Origin of the sequence: Rhizobium sp. Root1212, assembly GCF_001424985.1 — a bacterium.
Taxonomy (GTDB): Bacteria; Pseudomonadota; Alphaproteobacteria; order Rhizobiales; family Rhizobiaceae; genus Pararhizobium.
Genome location: NZ_LMDA01000007.1, coordinates 1 through 16,604 on the forward strand (window position 1 = coordinate 1; position 16,604 = coordinate 16,604).

Consider the following 16,604-nt stretch of genomic DNA (forward strand, 5'->3'; position numbering starts at 1 on the left):
GCGGACGCGGACTTCAGGAGAAAATTTGTTCGTCGTTTTGCTTGTCATAGACCCTACTTCTCACGAGTTGGGGTCTCCGGCAAAGCCGGGGCGGTTCAAAGCTGAAACCCGCAGGCTCCTCTCTCCGAGATAAAGTAGCTGGCCTCTTAAAATGCATCCACGCTGACGTGGAGCTCGAAAAAGGTCTCGCAGTTACCACTGCAGACGTCTTCTTCATTGATGAAAGCAGTCAGCTTTTTCCCAAGAAAATCGCCGTTGAGTGCAAAGACTGGAAGAAAGGTCTCGCCTCTTCTGACATCGCGGAAATTTATAATCTCTACAGGCCGTCACTCGACAGCGGTGAAATCGATAATTTACTGATCATCGGGGACAAGGAGCTTTCACAACAGCCATCAAGGTCGACCTCAGCATTGCGTGATGTGACGTACGTCTCATTTGAGCGGTTTGTCACGACACTGATGAATTTTAGCTATGTTCTTCAGGACAACATTGCGGCTTATCACAATCACGATTCCTCGAAGAACTTGATCCACACCAACGTAAAAGGGCAAAACAAGAGCTTGGAGCAAGCAGCTCTCGATTGGCTCGCATCAGACGAGAATATCCTGCTGACTTATGGTGGATACGGCGTCGGGAAGACCAGTTTTAGCCTATATTTCTGCAAATTGATGACCAAACGGCACCGATCGGGGGAATTCGATAGGATACCAATCCGGCTGACGCTTGGGGACCTGTTCACCAAACAAGACCTCAAAGGTGTCATATGCTCAGCGTTGACCGGCGCCGATGGGGGCGCCGCCGTCCAAAACTTTTCCTACAATCTCTTCCTTCAGATGAACCGTGAGGGATATTTCCTTCTGATCTTGGACGGCTTCGACGAGATGCGTCACGCCATGACGCTCGACGATTTCAAGTTCATATTCGAGGATATGGCCCTTCTTTTCGAAGGCAATTCCAAAACAATTATACTTGGCAGACCGGACTCCTTCTTCTCGGCGGAGGAAGAGAATGCTGTCATCGACGCGATCTTAACGAATGTGCTCGGTGATTTGCGCCGCCTTCGAAAAGTGGAAGTTGACCTGTCGCGCAGGGATCAAGTAGCCACTTACCTCGACAACTTTCTCGCACGGAAAGCCGCTGATCCAAACATCAGCCGGCTAAGGCAATTCAAAGACCGCGCGCTGGAAGACGAGCTCGACATTCTGTCGAGGCCCGTCCAGCTGAATATGTTCACGACAATCATGAGCAGTGCCGCAGCGCCGGAGGGCAAATTCAGCCGATATGATCTCTATTTTCAATTCATCTACCGTTTTGTCCATCGTGAGCATTCGAAGGCGAGCCGCAAGCTAACTGTTGATCAGCTGGGGGATTCATCCATTGGATACAGCGACCCCCGTACAATATTCATGCAGAGGTTGGCGTGGTGGCTTCTAACCGAGAAAAAGGAAAACCGATTTAGAGCTAGTGAAGTGCCGGCTGATTTCGTCCCGCAATCAATACGAAATTCGCGCAGCAGCGACGCAGCACTCAGAGAGATCATCGTCGGATCTGTGGTGGAGCACGTTGGCGAGCCCACCGTACTTGGGACGAAGGGGCCGCGGATCTACTATTTCCCCCACAAGAGCTACGTCGAGTTCCTGGTCGCAGAATTCTTCTGTCGAGAAAAATTCAGCATCGAAATGTACACTACCTTCTTCCGCTACATGAATAGCGAGATCCTGTCGTTCATTGCGGAAGGCCCAGCAGAGGCAGTTTCGAACATGCGCTCCGGGCTTGAACACGCCAAAGGCACGATCAGTCAAGAGGTCCTCATGATAACTGCGCGGGACCCGGCGATCGAGCAGGAAGAGAAGACACTGGCGGAGGGCAATACAACGCCTGGCCGCCTGTACGTCTATTACCAGTACCTTATGAAGAATGGGAGAGCTCAGCAGGAGATCGAAAGCTTCATATTCAACACTTTTTCGAGGGCGACTCCCGTAAACCGAGTGGGCGTAGCTTACGCGCTATCCGCCGACTACCTTGGACGATCAAAATGCGAGCCTTTATTGGAACGTCTCATTGCTTTCATTTTCAACAAGGTCGGGATCTTCAAGCTCAGGGAGATGCTGGCGGGTGGTTCGTCGATTTACTCCGTCGATGGGCCGGCCGCGCACATGATCTTTCTTTCGACATGCGTTTCGATTGAAAGAGGGGCAGTCTCAGTGGATTTGCGTGAGATGAAGCGATTCGCCCGGGATGCCTGCCAGAAAACCCTGTATGTTAGCGGTTACGACGCCGCACCAAGCAAAGACACAAAAATCTACACCTTGAAACTCGGCTCCATCAGAGGGCTCTCCGCCGAAATAAGAGAATTTCTTCACTCGTTACCCCCCAAAACTTTGCACAGGTTCACCGCACAGGTGCACGGTAGGGCTGACGAACCTCTGGCGGGTGCTTCGGACACGTTTCGACCGATGAGAAACTGACCCCATCAGAGCATGATCTCTGTCCTCTGGGGTAGGTTTTCCGTCGTTGCGATGGCGCCGACATCGACCTCAAAAGTTCGACTGGGCGAGCCGCGGGGCAAGGAATCGCTCGATCTTTTCACCACCTCGGGAAACATAAATTTCAAAAATGGCAGTGTATCCTGATCAGGCAGATAGCGCTGATCACCGGCGCGGATTGCCTCCTTCAATAAGCGGGCGCGCTTATCCCACTTCTTGCTCTTGTCTTGAGACACCAACAATTCTTCGCACCCGTATATGCGAAGCGCGAAACCCATCGCCAACGCATGCTCGGGATAGCCGTCACATATTCGGTGTGCCACCTCGACGAGGTGCTTGAAGTCCCAGCCGACCGGCTCTTTCTCGCGAGCGCTTAGAATTCCGTTCATGAGACCGGTTACTGCTCGATCATATCTCTCGTTGGCCGGGGGCGTTACGCCCCGGGCCGACAATTCTCCAATCAAACTGCGCCAAGCTTCCTCGGTCGACACGCCGCCAGGCGTGTGGTGGTTCCTCCCGATCCAAAGGGAACAAAACCGTTGGCGCAAGTCGTCGTCGCGCCTCTCAGCGCTTTCCTTCTCCTGCTTTAGCAGCTGTTCCGACTGGCCTGAGTAGTCAAAGGCCCATGCCGTCTGTGTGTCGAGATTGGCGGTGAGGTCCCGAAAGGCTATGAATTCTGACTTCCATCGGTCTTGTATGGCGCCTGAAACAATTTCCGGGACGCGAAAATGCGCCCGAAGATAAAATGTCCCGGTGCTTTCAGAGAGAGCCGTAGTTTCCTCATCGACCACAAGGATGTTCGAGTTGTTGGGAAACAACAAATCATCCGTCGTCAGCCGGCGGTAATCAGGGTCGAATTCGGCCATTATCCAAACAAGCAGTGCGCCTTCGTCGCGGTAGAAGGTTCGCCGACCAGCGACGACGTCCAGAAAGGTTGTTGAAAGTTGTGCCTCGAACGCAACGCGCCCGTGCACGGTGATGGCTTGGACATCAGGTTGCCGTCGGCTTGCTGGATCTCGTATGGAGCGCCAATGCTTTTCGACCAGGATCTTTTCGTTGGACGGGTCCGCGGATAGACTTCGCACGATCCGCTCCTTCACCACTCGATGGGCAAGGCTCTCCCGCTGGCCTCGATATTTCAGAGCTTTGATATCATCCCGGCTCAATAGAGATCTGGTAACGGACGGACAGGACCCATCCTCGCGACTGTGCCGGAAAAAAAAGCGTTTCTCTCGTGAAGCTACGAGATAGACCGGAGTCACACACAGAGCGCACCCATACCTCGGCGCGTTGGCGAGACTTTCGCTAATCGACACCCTCTCGGAAATGAGGCGGTCATATCGGCGCCCTGAGATGAACGAGACAACATCGACGAAAGCGCCAGTTTCGAGATCGATGAGCTCGCTGATTTCGGGATCCTTCACAGGCTCGGCGAAAGCGAGAGGATCGAACGTAACGTTTCCTTGCACTGCCATGACCTTCAACTTGGAATCTCTGCGAGACTACGGAGATTCGGTTGCATTTTCGAACGCAAAATGAGCAAATCCACTGGTCGAATTGCGTTGTTGCGGAGGGGAAATGGAACGATCCTTTTCAGATAGGCACGGCTACAGCGGAGCCGAGCCGGACATTTCCATTCGGGAAGATGCACCCGACTTTCTCCGTTTTCAGGTCGCCAGCATCGCGGAAAAATGCGACCTCAGGCCCAGCGAAATTCGGTCCATCGTTTGCAACGTCCTCTTGGAGGTACCGGATTCCAGGAATTGGAGTGAATATCCGAACATTTGGGACGAGGTTCTTGGGCTCCTCCAGCACTGCGATTGGTATAAAGTTTATGACGTCGCCGAAGCCATCTGGCGGTCTCTCGATCGCCGACCTGATCAGCAAACTCGATTTGGAAGCGAACTAAACCGCGTATTTCGTGAGAAAGGCATCGGGTGGGAGCTGAAGCATCCGGACGGTATTGTCTTTCGAGGCGGCCAAACGTTCAAGGTTGCCACCGAGGAGGCCGTCGCCACCTTTGCAAAGAGTGGGAGATATACGGCAGCAGGGGAGATCCGCGAAGCCTTAAAGGATATTTCACGCCGACCCGAACCCGATCGCACCGGCGCAATCCAGCACTCTATGGCAGCGCTCGAATGTGTCGCTCGGGACCTATCCAACGCCCCAAACATGAACCTGGGTCAGCTCATCAATGGCCTCGCCCTCACGGCCCCGTTGGGCGAGGCGTTACACAAGCTCTGGGGATATGCTTCGCAAAATGGTCGACATGTACAGGAAGGGCGCGATGCAAGTGCTGCCGAGGCTGAGCTCGTTGTCAGCGTTGCGTGCAGCATCGCCGTCTTTCTCCTGAAGCGATCAGTATAGCACGCTACCCTTCAAAGGTACGCGGCCAAAAAGATTGGAAGCAACGGCTCTTCACGGTCCATATCAAATTCGTACGCCTTATGGCGATTCACAAAGGGTTCCCGATGCATATCTCGCGCGTTCAGCTCGTTAACTATCGAAACTTCGAGCGCGCAAGTTTTCATTTCAACAAAGGCATAAACACCGTCATCGGTGAAAACGGATCGGGCAAGACCAATCTGTTCCGCGCGATGCGTCTCATGCTGGACGACGATTTCCTTCGCTGGGCCTATCGCATGGAGGAAAGCGATTTTCATCGCGGGATCGGCAACTGGCGCGGTCATTGGATCATCATCAACATAGAATTTGGGGAGGTGTCTCAGGACGAAGCCGTACAAGCACTTTTCCTGCATGGGACCGGAGTTATCGAAGACGAAGCGATTGCTCGGGGAACCTACAATCTAATTTTCCGACCGAATGCCGCGATCCGGACGCGTTTGGCGCAACTCGATCAAGACGATCATGCGGGTTTGGCTGCGATCTTGAATGCGGTCACATTGGACGACTACGAGACCGTCTTCACCGGCAAAAGCACCGCGGACTTTTCTGATCCAGCCGTGTACCAGGAACTCGTCGGAAATTTCGAGACCGTGCAGTTTCCGGCAGAGCTTCATCCCGCGACCCTCGGAGGAAGAGTTCCAGGCATAATGTCGGTCAGCAAGGAGGTTTGCTTCACCTTCATCCAAGCCCTTCGTGACGTAGTCAGTGAGTTCCAAGGCCAGAGAACAAATCCCCTTTTGACGCTCCTCCGCAGCAAAAGCGGGGATCTGGATCCAGCGGTGCTTGCGCCGATCACTGATCGGGTGAACCAACTGAATAGTGAAATCGAAGCAATTCCCGACGTCGGAGAAATCCGGGCCGACATCCGCCAAACGATCCGGGATGCTGCCGGCGAAACTTACTCGCCAGCGAGCCTCGCAGTGCGATCGGCTGTCCCGGGTGAAGCGGATCGGCTTTTCCAATCTCTAAAATTGTTTGTTGGCGAGACCGATGATGAATACGAGGGAGCCATCAACGAGCTGAGTCTCGGCGGCGCCAACCTCATATTTCTCAGCCTCAAACTTCTCGAGTTCAAGTATCAGAAAGCAAAGCAAGCCTGCGCGAACTTCCTAGTCATTGAAGAACCCGAGGCCCACATTCACACCCATATTCAGAAGACCCTTTTCGACAGATTGAATTACCCCGACACCCAGGTGATATACTCCACGCACTCAACCCAAATTTCCGAAGTTAGCAACATTGAGAATGTCAACATCTTGGGCCGGAGCGGTTCGCGCTGCGAAGCGTTCCAGCCGAGTGCTGGCCTGGAAGCACCAAAAATCCGTAGCATTCAGCGCTATCTTGACGCCGTCCGCAGCAATCTACTGTTCGCGAAAAGCGTGATCCTGGTAGAGGGCGACGCCGAAGAAATCCTCGTGCCGGTGCTGGTGAAAGAGGTGCTGGGTGTGAGCCTCGACGAACTGGGCATAAGTCTGATCAACATCCGCAGCACTGGCTTCGAGAACGTCGCAGTTTTGTTTCACGATGATCGTATTCGTCGACGTTGCGCAATCGTGACGGATCTGGACGCCACCTTTTTCAACACTGACCCGCATCCGGACGATCCTGATACGTTGAAGAGTGCCAAAGAGAAGGCGCTTGGCTCGCAGGCAGCTGGTGTCGCACGACGCACTCGTCTGACGGCCTTCAAGGATGGAAACGACTGGATTTCGGTCCACTACGCGCCGCGCACGTTCGAAGTCGATTTCGTTGCAGCCGGGAACGTCGAGCTGACAGTTTCGGTGCTCAACTCCGTCTACAGCGACGCCGCAACCATTGTTGCTGCGACCGAGGAGCTGCGGTCCGGCGATGTGGCAATCTACGGAAAGCGAATCCTCGCAATGGCGAGCTATGCCAAGAAGGGCTGGCTGGCAATTCAGGTTGCTAAAGTGGTGACAGGGACAACGCGAATCCCCAGCTACCTGGTTGAAGCGATTTTTACCGCACACAAACCACTGAGCCGACGAGTGCTAGCGAACATGATTGAGCACCGGCTGAAATTCCACACGGATCCGGCCGTTATTTCCGAGGCGCAGGTTTTGGCGTTGCGTACGCAAGTCGAGGCATTCCGTGTCGGCGATTTGGAGATCGAACCGCTTCGAGAAGCGATCATCGTCGCAATGGCAGGAGACGTCATCATCGACGTTCTGGGGTACGCTTGATGGTGTTTGTCTGGGAAGACGGCGACCTCAATGAAGAGCAGGTTGACGCCATTGAGCACGACGGAAGCGTGTACCTTGCCGCCTGCCCCGGAAGCGGCAAGACCAGAGCATTGACCGATAAAATCGCTTTGGAGTTATCCAAGCTCGAAAGCAAACGTCATTGGGTGATTGCCATCACCTACACACACCGCGCGGCCGAGGAAATCTCCGAGCGGATCGAGCGATTAGGCGTGGGAACGGACCAGCTCTGGATCGGCACAATCCACTCGTTTTGTCTTGACTGGATCTTGCGGCCTTACTCCGTCTATCACGAAAAACTGCAAAACGGATTTCGCGTGGTGGACCAGCATGAAACCGAAGCAGTTCTGGACCAACTATGCCATCAGTCACCGTATCAAGTTCGAGCACTCGATTGCAGATATTATTACTCGACAGCCGGGTGTCAGCTGGAAAATGCGAACCCGAACAGGCGCCTGGCTGCGCTTTCCGTGTTGAACGGATACTGGCACCATTTGGAAGAGAACCGGCTGATTGATTTTGAGATGATTTTAGGGTGCGCTTATGACCTCATCGTCGCCCAACCCTCTATTCCCATCCTGCTCGGCAAGCTGTTCAGATACATCCTGATAGACGAGTATCAGGATACAAAGGAAATCCAGTACGCGATCGTCGCTGCGATACTCAGCGCCTCGGCTGGGAATACAGAGACGTTCATCGTTGGCGATCCTAATCAGGCCATCTACGGATCGCTAGGCGGCTTCGCCATGGGCCGCTTGGACTTCGCCGCTCTGGCAGGCATTGCACTTGCCGACAAAAGCCTTTTGAGCAACTACCGCTCCTCGGACAGGATCGTCGACTACTTTTCCAATTATTGCGTCGTCCCAGCGGTCATCGAAGCTGTCGGTCCTGACAAAGAATATCCGAGCGTGGTCTCGTTCAATCAGGAAATCAATCAGCAGGAGCTGGACGACGAAATCGTCCGGCTCATCCGCTACAATATCGAGACGCTTGGCATTCCCCCTCACGAAATCTGCGTGGTTGGACCGCAGTGGATCCAGCTCGCTGCCGTCACGAGGCGCCTGGTTGCAGCGCTTCCAGAGTATAGCTTCGATGGCCCCGGCATGGCCCCTTTCTCTCGTGACCAAGACAACATCTGGTTCAGGATTTCACGTCTCGCCCTGACCCGTCCAGATCCTCAGCTCTTCGTCCGACGCACACGATGGGCCAAAGAGATTTTGGATCACCTCAGATCCGCGGGTGTCGACGTTTCAAAAATCTCGCCGCGTGATCTGCTGCGCCATTGCAATAGCATCGAGATCGCTGTGGAAGATGGGCTGGAGTATCTGGAGTTGTTCTTCGCGGAACTGCTGTTCGTACTCGACATTGAGATCGATCTTTTCCCACCACTCCAGGAGCACCACGTCGCCTTTTTCGAACGGTCCCGGGTTCAAATCCAACGACTGGAGAATGCCGGCGTTCAAGGCGTATCGAGCATTGCCATGTTCAGACGTGTGTTCGCCACCCGAGCTGGCATAACGGTTTCGACGATTCACGGCGTGAAGGGAGCAGAGTTCGATACAGTGATTGCCTTCGCTTTGCTTGAGGGAATGGTTCCGCACTTCTCAGAACCGAACGCGGCAGAGAGCGCCAGCAAACTGCTCTATGTTGTTGCCTCTCGCCCCCGAAAAAACCTGCACCTTATCGCTGAAACCGGCCGGATCAGCGGGATTGGCGTGCCTTATGAAACCACTCAGGTACTTGCTGAGCACGGCTTTGCTTATGATCTTATAGATGGTCCCGGCTAGCCAAAGGTAGTCTGGCTTGAACAAGGTCGCGCCTCCATCACAACACCCCCCATGCCCGAAACCTCCCCCTCCCGGTCATCTCGCGCAGGCCCAGCTCCAAAACAATCCGCCGCGCCGCCTGCGGCGTGACTTCCAGAGTCTTGGCCACCATCCCGGCCGACACCAACGGCTTGGCCATCACCAACTCAACCAGTTCCGGCAGTTTTGAAGATGTCCGGCGCCCCTCCAGCTTTCGCTCCATCAGTGTTCGAGCCAGCGCCAGCCTGTCATGCTCCTTGAGTCCGGTCTCCGCGGCCGCAAGCAGGCCATGGGCGATGGCAAGCAGCCGGGTCTCCCGGTCGCGATGCCGTCGGCGATCGACGGGAATGGTTTTTAGGCCAAGGTTGATAGCGGCCAGATGGGTGCCGGTGGTAACGCCGGCCTGGCGCAGGATCGAGGCGGCCAGTAGCCGGCCAAGCCAGGGTGCATGCTGCAGGACGGCCAGCTCGTTCCAGGCATCGAGGGCGACGATCGCCTGCAGCACCGCCGGTAAGTTTTCGGCCTGCCGCAACACAGCGCGCCATTCCTCGAGCCGGGCACCCTCGTCCCAGTCAAGATCATAGACCAACGGATCCTTTTCCGCCGCGCCGCCACGGTCGGGCCGTGTTGCGTTCTCGATCGCCGCTTCCGATCGGGCCAGAACCGCATCGATGGCGGCGTAATCGACACCGGGGAGATTCTCGATGTCGTCGACATCTTCCCCCTGCCCTTCCGGATCGATCGCAACCGCCGGCCTCATAACTCCGGCCGTCGTCGCCTCGTCCCCGCCGCCCGACCCGATCTCCGAGGCTTTCCTCAGCGAGCGGATGCCCTCGGCAGAGAGCGCCCAATCCGGGGATTGGCCGGCGATCCGCCGACGAGTGCGCAGGACGTCGCGGGCGATGGTCAGCTCGTGGGTGGGTGTGCGAATATCGCGGGTATGGTCGTGGAGGACAAGGTCTTCGAGATGGACGAGTTCGCCGTCGATCCACAGCGAGGCACAGGCATCGGTGAATTGGCTGCGCTCGATAAAGCCCTGCCCGACCGGTGACCGGGCGATACGCTCGTCGAGACGCGTCAGGGCGAGACCGGCGTCGAAAGCCGGCCGCATCAGGGCTGTCATGCTGATTTTCGCGAGATCGTAAGCCATTGAAAGCATGGTAAATGATTTGCTAAAAGAACTCCATATGAATATTGCAGTTCGCTACATGGTATGACTGGCTGTTGACCCTCTAACCATCGATAAGTGATGCTTATCGGAAGGTATATGTACGCGCGGCTTGTACGCACCTGAAACTGGTGATACGGTGCACTTCACGGCCAAATTCGGAGCTTACGATGCCCCAGACTAGCTACAAGATCAGCGAAGCCCGCAAGAATTTCGCAGAAGTCCTCGAACGCGCCAACCAGGGCGAGGAAATCGTCATCATGCGCGGCAACGAGGTTTATGCTCGTATCGGCCCTGCGGCCGACGGCGGCAAGCGCCCTTTCGGCCTCTTGCGCCAGCGTGGCCTGCCCGACGACCTGTTCGACACGACCGACGCAGAACAGGCCGCGATCGACGCCGGCGATTGGAATGACGACACCGGCATCTGGCAAGGCAAACCCGGCGACAGCGACAGCACGCAATGAAGATCCTACTCGACAGCCATGCAATCTACTGGTGGACCATCGGCAGCGATCGGCTCTCCACGAGGGCACGAACGTTGATCGAGGACAAGGCCAACAGTGTCCTCGTCAGCGCAGTGTCGTTCTATGAGCTGGACAATAAGATGCGCCTGAACAAGCTCGACCTCAAGCCGCAGGAACTGCGAGCAGCCGTCACAGCCAGCGGACTGCAGACCCTTGCCATCTCGGATCTGCATGCCGAGCTCGCAGCCGCGTTCGATTGGGATCACCGCGATCCGTGGGACCGCATTCTTGCGGCCCAGGTGCGGCTGGAGCATTGCACCTTCATCTCGACCGATCTGGCGTTCGACGCGATTCTGCACGAAAGGGTCTGGTGAAGGGCAACAGCGTTGGAGATATTGATTGAGATGGCCGTGGGAACACCTGCGAATAGTGACCAGACTTCGAACCACAAAGAATTTTATGACGAGAACGGACTGCCGAAATGACCAGATCGTCGCCACGTTCGATCGAAAAACGCACCGAAACGTTGGACACCATCGCAGCCGTTCTGCCGCTCGAGCGGCGCGATGAGCTTGCGGAGCTATTGACCGACCAGGATGTCGAGACGCTTCGCCATCTCGTGAATGAGGGTATGGGCGAAAACACGCTGCGCGCTCTGACTTCTGACCTTGCTTACCTACAGGCATGGTCGCTCGCCACGACGAAAAACTCTCTCCCCTGGCCGGCGCCTGAAGCGCTGCTCCTGAAATTCGTCGCCCATCACCTGTGGCAGCCACGACAGCGGGACGCTGATCCTGACCACGGCATGCCGGCCGGAGTCGAGGAGAGCCTGCGTGACCAAGGGTTTCTCCGCACTACCGGACCACACGCGCCCGATACAGTACGCCGGCGTCTGGCCACCTGGTCGACGTTGACGAAATGGCGTGGGCTGGCCGGTTCCTTCTCCTCGCCTGCTCTGAAATCGGCAATCCGGCTGGCCGTACGCGCAACACCGAGACCACGCAAGCGCAAGAGTGCCAAAGCCGTAACCGGGGATGTGCTGGCCAAACTGCTCGCTACATGTGCCAGCGAAAATCTTCGCGATCTCCGCGACCGGGCCATTCTCATGGTCGGTTTTGCCTCTGGAGGTAGACGCCGCAGCGAGATCGCCGGTCTGCGCAGGGAGCAATTGACCATTGAGGCTCCGGTGACTGCCGAAGGCGGATCTTCGCTCCCCTCTCTGTCGATCCATCTCGGCAGAACCAAAACCAGCGGTGCCCAGGATGATGAGGTCGTCTATCTGACCGGCAGGCCGGTTGATGCGCTCAATGCCTGGCTTGTTGCCGCGAGAATTGAGAGCGGCACTGTGTTTCGGGCGATCGATCGCTGGGGCAACGTTTCGAAGCGCGCTATCGATCCGAAAGCGATCAACGATATTGTCAAACAGCGGGCTGCCATGGCCGGGCTGGAAGCATCGGAGTTTTCTGCACATGGGCTGCGCTCGGGATATCTAACCGAGGCGGCAAACCGCGGCATTCCCCTCCCCGAGGCGATGGAGCAGTCGCGACACCGGTCGGTACAGCAGGCGTCGAGCTATTACAATAATGCCACGCGGCGAACGGGACGCGCTGCGAGAATGCTCTAGCTGAGCCATAGACATCCAGTGATGTTAAATTGTCCGCCTCTTGGATCAGGATGACGACAAGCCTAATAGTCGTAAAAAACCTAGACTTCGGTGCGAAAGACGCTGCGCCACCACCAGCTTAGACTTGGCCGTCACTTTTCTGGCGCGCAGATCAATGGCCGTAGCTCCTGCACGATCACACCGACCCCCGGCGAAACCATGGCCCCGGTCCAGTTGTCGGAAAAGGTCCCTCCCCCGTCGGCGGCCGAAAGCCAGACTACTTCGTTTGTCGCCAGTTCGATTTTCACTTCGCTGCCGATCGGACTGCCCGCGACCGTCTGGACATAGTGACGCTTGATGGGATGGCTTCGCCCCGTTTGATCGACAAGACTGTTTTCTTGGTAGTTCAGGTTTATCGTACCGTGATCCGGATGGGAGGTGCAGTCGGTCGATCGTTCACAGCGAATGGCCGACGAGAACGTGCATGTCCATAGCAAGCCGCTGCGCCACATGGGATTATCCGCGGCGCTTGCGGTTGTTGTCGCCAGCAGTAGGACGGCGATAAGCGGGTGCTTTGAGGCCACGGTCACTCCCATCATTGTCCGGATGAACCGCATCCGAAGCGGACAGATGGAAGGAGTAATTATAGTTTCTTAAGATCGCAAGGCAGAATGATCGATCAGTCCACTTTGACTTCGGCTTTTTGCCCCATCATCAGCGCTTGCAAGGGGATCTTCAGATTTGTGCTGATCCGCGTGATGACCTGCAGCGACGGGTTGGCGGAACCGTCGAGAATCTGCAGATAGTAAGGCGAGGTGATCTCGCACAAGCTCGCCATTTCCTTTTTATTGAGGCCGCGCTTCTCCCTCTCGCGCTCCATGGTCATCGCCATGTTTCGCAGGATCATCGTTCCCAGATCAGTATCGGTCTTCTTACGCTTGCTCGTTGCCATCGGATTAATTATATTTAATTGTCCATTGTGTGATGTGAGAGGTGCCCATGTTGGTCAAAGTCAAACGAATGAACGTCGTCATTGGAATTCTTCTGTCTGTATCGGCAACTGTGTTCGCTGCTCCGGCAGCGGGGAGCGAATGGGGCTGCGAAGTGTTGCTGTGCGCAGCGTCGTCCAATCCGTCGTGGCGGGGCGTTGCCTCCTGCCATCCGCCAATGAAGCGGCTGATCTCGGCGATGAAGAAGCCCGGCTTCGATTGGCCAACCTGCCCGGCAGCAGGCACAGGCTCCCCCGGCTTTGAGCGTTATGCTGCATGCCCGAAGGGATATCAGGTGGGAAGTCGGCAGGATCGGAACGGTTTTGGCAGAGAGCAGAACCTCTGCGTAAAGACAGTGAACATGTGCCAGGACAGGACGCACGGCTTCTATAACTCTGATCGACAGCAAGGCTGCATACAAACGGTCTCCATATCCCGACCGCTCAAGTCAGAGCCCTATTTCTTTGACATCAAGAATGAAACCTCAGGTCAAACCGAGCGGCATTGGTTCGAACTCCACAAATAAACGCATTTTTCCGGTTAAGGAAGGTTTAAATCGATGCGACACGTTAATCGTCATACTATTCTCGGCCACGTTGGAAACCTCGTGGAACTCAAAAATGTGCTGAAGGTCAACATTGCCGCGAACCGTGAGTGGCAGGCCGACGGGGAAAAGAAAACGGCCACCGATTGGGTTCAGGTCACCATTCTCGACAAGAAGCAGGTGGAGTGGATCACACAGAACGTCGTTTCGGGCGATCTCGTCTATGTCGAGTCCCGGATATCCAATTCCAGCTACGAGCGCGACGGCGAACAGGTCTACACCACCGATATCATTGCGCAGCTGTTCAACCTGGTGGCCAAGAAAGCCGCTTGAGCTGATGTGAGCCTTTTAGGCCACCGGCCGTTCCGGCCGGCCGCGCTCTATGCCGTTGGCACGAAGCCGCCTGTCGCCGTCTTCGCCGTTGCCGGTAACGATCGCTTGTCCAATCGGTCGCTTGGCACCCGAAATCGAGGCCCGTAAGGGCCGCATGTCTTTTGCGCCCCATGACATCGTCCCCCAGCCCGGTCAAGCGGCCCGTGAAGTCGGGTCATCTTCCGAACCAGCCCGCCCTGTGGTCGGGCCCGAGAAGATGCCCCGCCTTCCGCGCCACGCCACTTGACAGTCCCGTTTGCCGCCGTGGGGCGGGCTATCGCCCTCCCCCCTCTGTCCGGGGGAATGTCAGAGGCCATTCCCCCGGAAAGACCGGGGAGGCTTCGCCCGACAGGGCTCCCCTTCGGGAAACGGGAATTTAGGAGACAGACCCATGAGCATTTACACCCAGACCGCCCGCTTCGATACCGGCCGCGCCATGACCGAGACCGAGATGCGCCAGATCGCGCCGTCCATCTTTGCCGTCAGCGCCCATGAGAGCCGGTCGGAACGTTTCAAGCCGATCCCGACCATTGAGGTTCTGCGCGGCCTCATGAAGGAGGGTTTCGTGCCGGTCGGCGCCAAGCAATCGAACAGCCGCATCGAGGGCAAGGCGGATTTTACCAAGCATCTTATTCGCATGCGACGGATCGACGATGGCAAGGTCTATAATGTCGGTGATACCGTCTGCGAAATCCTGCTGAAGAACGCCAATGACGGGACCAGTGCCTATGAACTGATGGCCGGTCTGTTCCGTGTCCGCTGCCTCAATTCTCTGGTCACCCAGACCGGCACGATCGATGCCATCAAGGTGCGCCATTCCGGCGACGTTCAGCACAAGGTTATCGAAGGCACCTACCGCGTGCTGGGGGAGGCCGAACGCACGCTTGCTGCTCCACAGGACTGGTCAACCCTTCGGCTCAATAGGGAGGAATCCAATATTCTCGCCGATGCCGCCCATGTGCTCCGGTTTGGCGACAGTGAAGGCGAGACGAAGACGCCAATCAAATCCGAGCAGCTGCTTCTTCCCAGACGTCATGATGACCGCACTGACGATCTTTGGACGGTTTGGAACGTCGTTCAGGAAAACTCCATCAAGGGCGGTTTGCGCGGCGTCGGCCGAGACGATCTCGGCAGGCCGCGCCGTGTGAAGTCCCGCGCCGTCAACGGCATCGATCAGGATATCAAGTTGAACAAGGCGCTTTGGCTTCTGGGCGAACGGATGGCAGCGCTGAAGGCTTGAACCTTCCCGAGTAAGGCGTCGTCGGTAACGGCGGCGCTTTGCCTCCCCTCCTTTGGACGCCGTGTTAGCTGCCCGGCCGCTATCGACGCGGCGGGTCAGCTTCGAGGGGTGCCCCAAAGCCCCACCCCTCGCTCTCCCCTCCCCTGCCCGAAGATTTCGCGCTGCGGCTAGTCCAGCATTATGGTGTTCTTCTGCGGTATTGTGGACCGTTTTCCAGCCGCAGCGCCGTCAGACGGCGCGCCCGCGGCCGGAGCGAGCCGCAAAGGCGAGCGCAGCCAAGCGGAGGAAACCCGCGCTCCCACATAGCGCCGTAGGGTTTTCCGGAGCTTGGTGGAAAACGGTCGTTTTTGGCGTTTGGGTTTTTCTTGTTTCTGCCCCATGCAAACGGTGCGAAGCGTGCGGCGGCAGTCGATCCCGCCTCCCCTTCGGGCCACTATGTTGAGGCTCCTGCGGCTGCCTTTTTCCCGCTCCCTGCGCGTCGAGAATTCCCGAAATCCCGCCTGGGAGCGGCGCTATGCTGATTTCTCCGATACTCTTCATTTTCGCTGATCGTGCCTTGGTCGTTGGCACTCGCACCGGCACGAACGCCGGCAAGGTCCCCCTCCCTGCCCGCCCCTCACGGCATAGCCGCTGGGACGGGTTAATTGGTTTCTCTGCGTTACGCGTCCAGCCAGTTTTCGAGCTTCAGTCCGGTATACGCCAGGAAGTCGCGCGTGTTGTTGGTCACCAACACCGTGTTGAGGGCGATTGCATGCGACGCGATCAGTTTATCAAGATGATCTTTCTTCCGGTCTCTTGTCGCCATTCGAACCGGACCATAGGCACGCGCTGCTGCAATCCCAAACGGTTCTACCGTGATCAGTTCGGCCAGGGCTGCGAGATTATCAAGTTCCCGTGCGGGATCATCAGATGCGGATACACCATACTCGAGTTCGGCGAAGGTGATGGCGGACATGACCACGTCTCCCACATAGCAACTGGCAAAGCGGCGGGCGACCTGTTCCGGCTGGTTTTTCATCAGGTAGATACACATGTTCGTATCGAGCATGTAGCGCGCCATCAGATCTTATCCCGCTCGTCTTGCTCATGGGTCTCTCTTCCGTCACGCATAAAATCCGGAGAGAAGCGGGCGAATACATTCAGAACGCCGGCCAGGGAGCGATGCACCGGACGGATGCGAAGCTCGTCGCCGACGCGCTCGATTTCCAACTCGACATCGGTCCGCTCAAACGCCAGTTCGGCGGGGATACGCACAGCCTGCGAATTTCCATTCTTGAAAGCTTTGGTGGTGTGCATGTCATCATCCTT

General features: G+C 56.5%; 16 protein-coding genes. 10 read left to right on the top strand and 6 right to left on the bottom strand.

All coding sequences use genetic code 11. The features are described 5' to 3' along the window. The first annotated feature begins 167 nt into the window (after positions 1-167). On the top strand, positions 168-2,468 hold the full coding sequence (locus ASC86_RS09850) for a hypothetical protein (RefSeq protein WP_056319898.1): 2,301 nt from the start codon (positions 168-170) through the stop codon (positions 2,466-2,468). Between the two features lie 5 nt (positions 2,469-2,473). Here the strand turns inward: ASC86_RS09850 and ASC86_RS09855 are convergent, their stop codons facing one another. Further along, positions 2,474-3,961: a DUF6035 family protein gene (locus tag ASC86_RS09855; RefSeq protein WP_056319900.1), complete on the bottom strand. Its 1,488-nt coding sequence runs from the start codon at positions 3,959-3,961 to the stop codon at positions 2,474-2,476. A gap of 103 nt (positions 3,962-4,064) precedes the next feature. On the opposite strand from ASC86_RS09855, the gene ASC86_RS09860 reads away from it, so the two are divergent. The 3 genes from ASC86_RS09860 (at position 4,065) to ASC86_RS09870 (ending at position 8,898) form a co-directional block, all read left to right on the top strand. Further along, positions 4,065-4,853, top strand: coding sequence for a hypothetical protein (locus tag ASC86_RS09860; protein ID WP_056319903.1), 789 nt, complete (start codon positions 4,065-4,067; stop codon positions 4,851-4,853). Positions 4,854-4,957: 104 nt separating this feature from the next. Continuing rightward, a complete protein-coding gene (locus tag ASC86_RS09865) occupies positions 4,958-7,093 on the top strand; it encodes an AAA family ATPase (RefSeq protein WP_056320110.1) in 2,136 nt (711 codons plus the stop codon). Further along, positions 7,093-8,898, top strand: a complete 1,806-nt coding sequence (locus tag ASC86_RS09870; protein WP_200943796.1) for an ATP-dependent helicase — start codon at positions 7,093-7,095, stop codon at positions 8,896-8,898. The genes ASC86_RS09865 and ASC86_RS09870 overlap by 1 nt, the downstream gene beginning before the upstream one ends. 37 nt (positions 8,899-8,935) lie before the next feature. Here the strand turns inward: ASC86_RS09870 and ASC86_RS09875 are convergent, their stop codons facing one another. Further along, positions 8,936-10,075, bottom strand: coding sequence for an RHE_PE00001 family protein (locus tag ASC86_RS09875; RefSeq protein ID WP_056319905.1), 1,140 nt, complete (start codon positions 10,073-10,075; stop codon positions 8,936-8,938). Positions 10,076-10,254: 179 nt separating this feature from the next. Between ASC86_RS09875 and ASC86_RS09880 the strand changes: the two genes are divergently transcribed. The 3 genes from ASC86_RS09880 (at position 10,255) to ASC86_RS09890 (ending at position 12,172) form a co-directional block, all read left to right on the top strand. Further along, a complete protein-coding gene (locus ASC86_RS09880; RefSeq protein WP_056319908.1) occupies positions 10,255-10,548 on the top strand; it encodes a type II toxin-antitoxin system prevent-host-death family antitoxin in 294 nt (97 codons plus the stop codon). Beyond that, positions 10,545-10,922 (top strand): type II toxin-antitoxin system VapC family toxin, encoded by a 378-nt coding sequence (locus tag ASC86_RS09885; protein ID WP_056319910.1) that lies wholly within the window; start codon positions 10,545-10,547, stop codon positions 10,920-10,922. Before ASC86_RS09880 ends, ASC86_RS09885 begins: the two co-directional genes overlap by 4 nt. Before the next feature lie 107 nt (positions 10,923-11,029). Then, complete coding sequence (locus ASC86_RS09890) at positions 11,030-12,172, top strand: site-specific integrase (protein WP_056319912.1); 1,143 nt, start codon at positions 11,030-11,032, stop codon at positions 12,170-12,172. Between the two features lie 131 nt (positions 12,173-12,303). Here the strand turns inward: ASC86_RS09890 and ASC86_RS09895 are convergent, their stop codons facing one another. Together ASC86_RS09895 and ASC86_RS09900 are read right to left on the bottom strand one after the other, a co-directional pair. Then, the gene (locus tag ASC86_RS09895; RefSeq protein WP_112840516.1) at positions 12,304-12,663 is read right to left on the bottom strand and encodes a hypothetical protein; all 360 of its coding nucleotides are present in this window, start codon (positions 12,661-12,663) and stop codon (positions 12,304-12,306) included. Positions 12,664-12,830: 167 nt separating this feature from the next. Further along, the gene (locus ASC86_RS09900; protein ID WP_056319919.1) at positions 12,831-13,103 is read right to left on the bottom strand and encodes a helix-turn-helix transcriptional regulator; all 273 of its coding nucleotides are present in this window, start codon (positions 13,101-13,103) and stop codon (positions 12,831-12,833) included. Positions 13,104-13,150: 47 nt separating this feature from the next. Here ASC86_RS09900 and ASC86_RS09905 point away from each other — a divergent pair, with 47 nt between their 5' ends. The 3 genes from ASC86_RS09905 (at position 13,151) to ASC86_RS09915 (ending at position 15,296) form a co-directional block, all read left to right on the top strand. After that, the gene (locus ASC86_RS09905) at positions 13,151-13,666 is read left to right on the top strand and encodes a hypothetical protein (protein ID WP_082510020.1); all 516 of its coding nucleotides are present in this window, start codon (positions 13,151-13,153) and stop codon (positions 13,664-13,666) included. A 33-nt stretch (positions 13,667-13,699) separates the two neighbouring features. Further along, on the top strand, positions 13,700-14,017 hold the full coding sequence (locus tag ASC86_RS09910) for a single-stranded DNA-binding protein (protein WP_056319921.1): 318 nt from the start codon (positions 13,700-13,702) through the stop codon (positions 14,015-14,017). A 430-nt stretch (positions 14,018-14,447) separates the two neighbouring features. Continuing rightward, a complete protein-coding gene (locus ASC86_RS09915; RefSeq protein WP_056319922.1) occupies positions 14,448-15,296 on the top strand; it encodes a DUF932 domain-containing protein in 849 nt (282 codons plus the stop codon). 658 nt (positions 15,297-15,954) lie between these two features. Here ASC86_RS09915 and ASC86_RS09920 read toward each other — a convergent pair. Further along, positions 15,955-16,356, bottom strand: coding sequence for a type II toxin-antitoxin system VapC family toxin (locus ASC86_RS09920; RefSeq protein WP_056319926.1), 402 nt, complete (start codon positions 16,354-16,356; stop codon positions 15,955-15,957). After that, entirely contained in the window at positions 16,356-16,592 is a 237-nt protein-coding gene (gene vapB / locus ASC86_RS09925) for a type II toxin-antitoxin system VapB family antitoxin (RefSeq protein WP_056319928.1), read from the bottom strand. Before vapB ends, ASC86_RS09920 begins: the two co-directional genes overlap by 1 nt. Between the last annotated feature and the right edge of the window lie 12 nt (positions 16,593-16,604).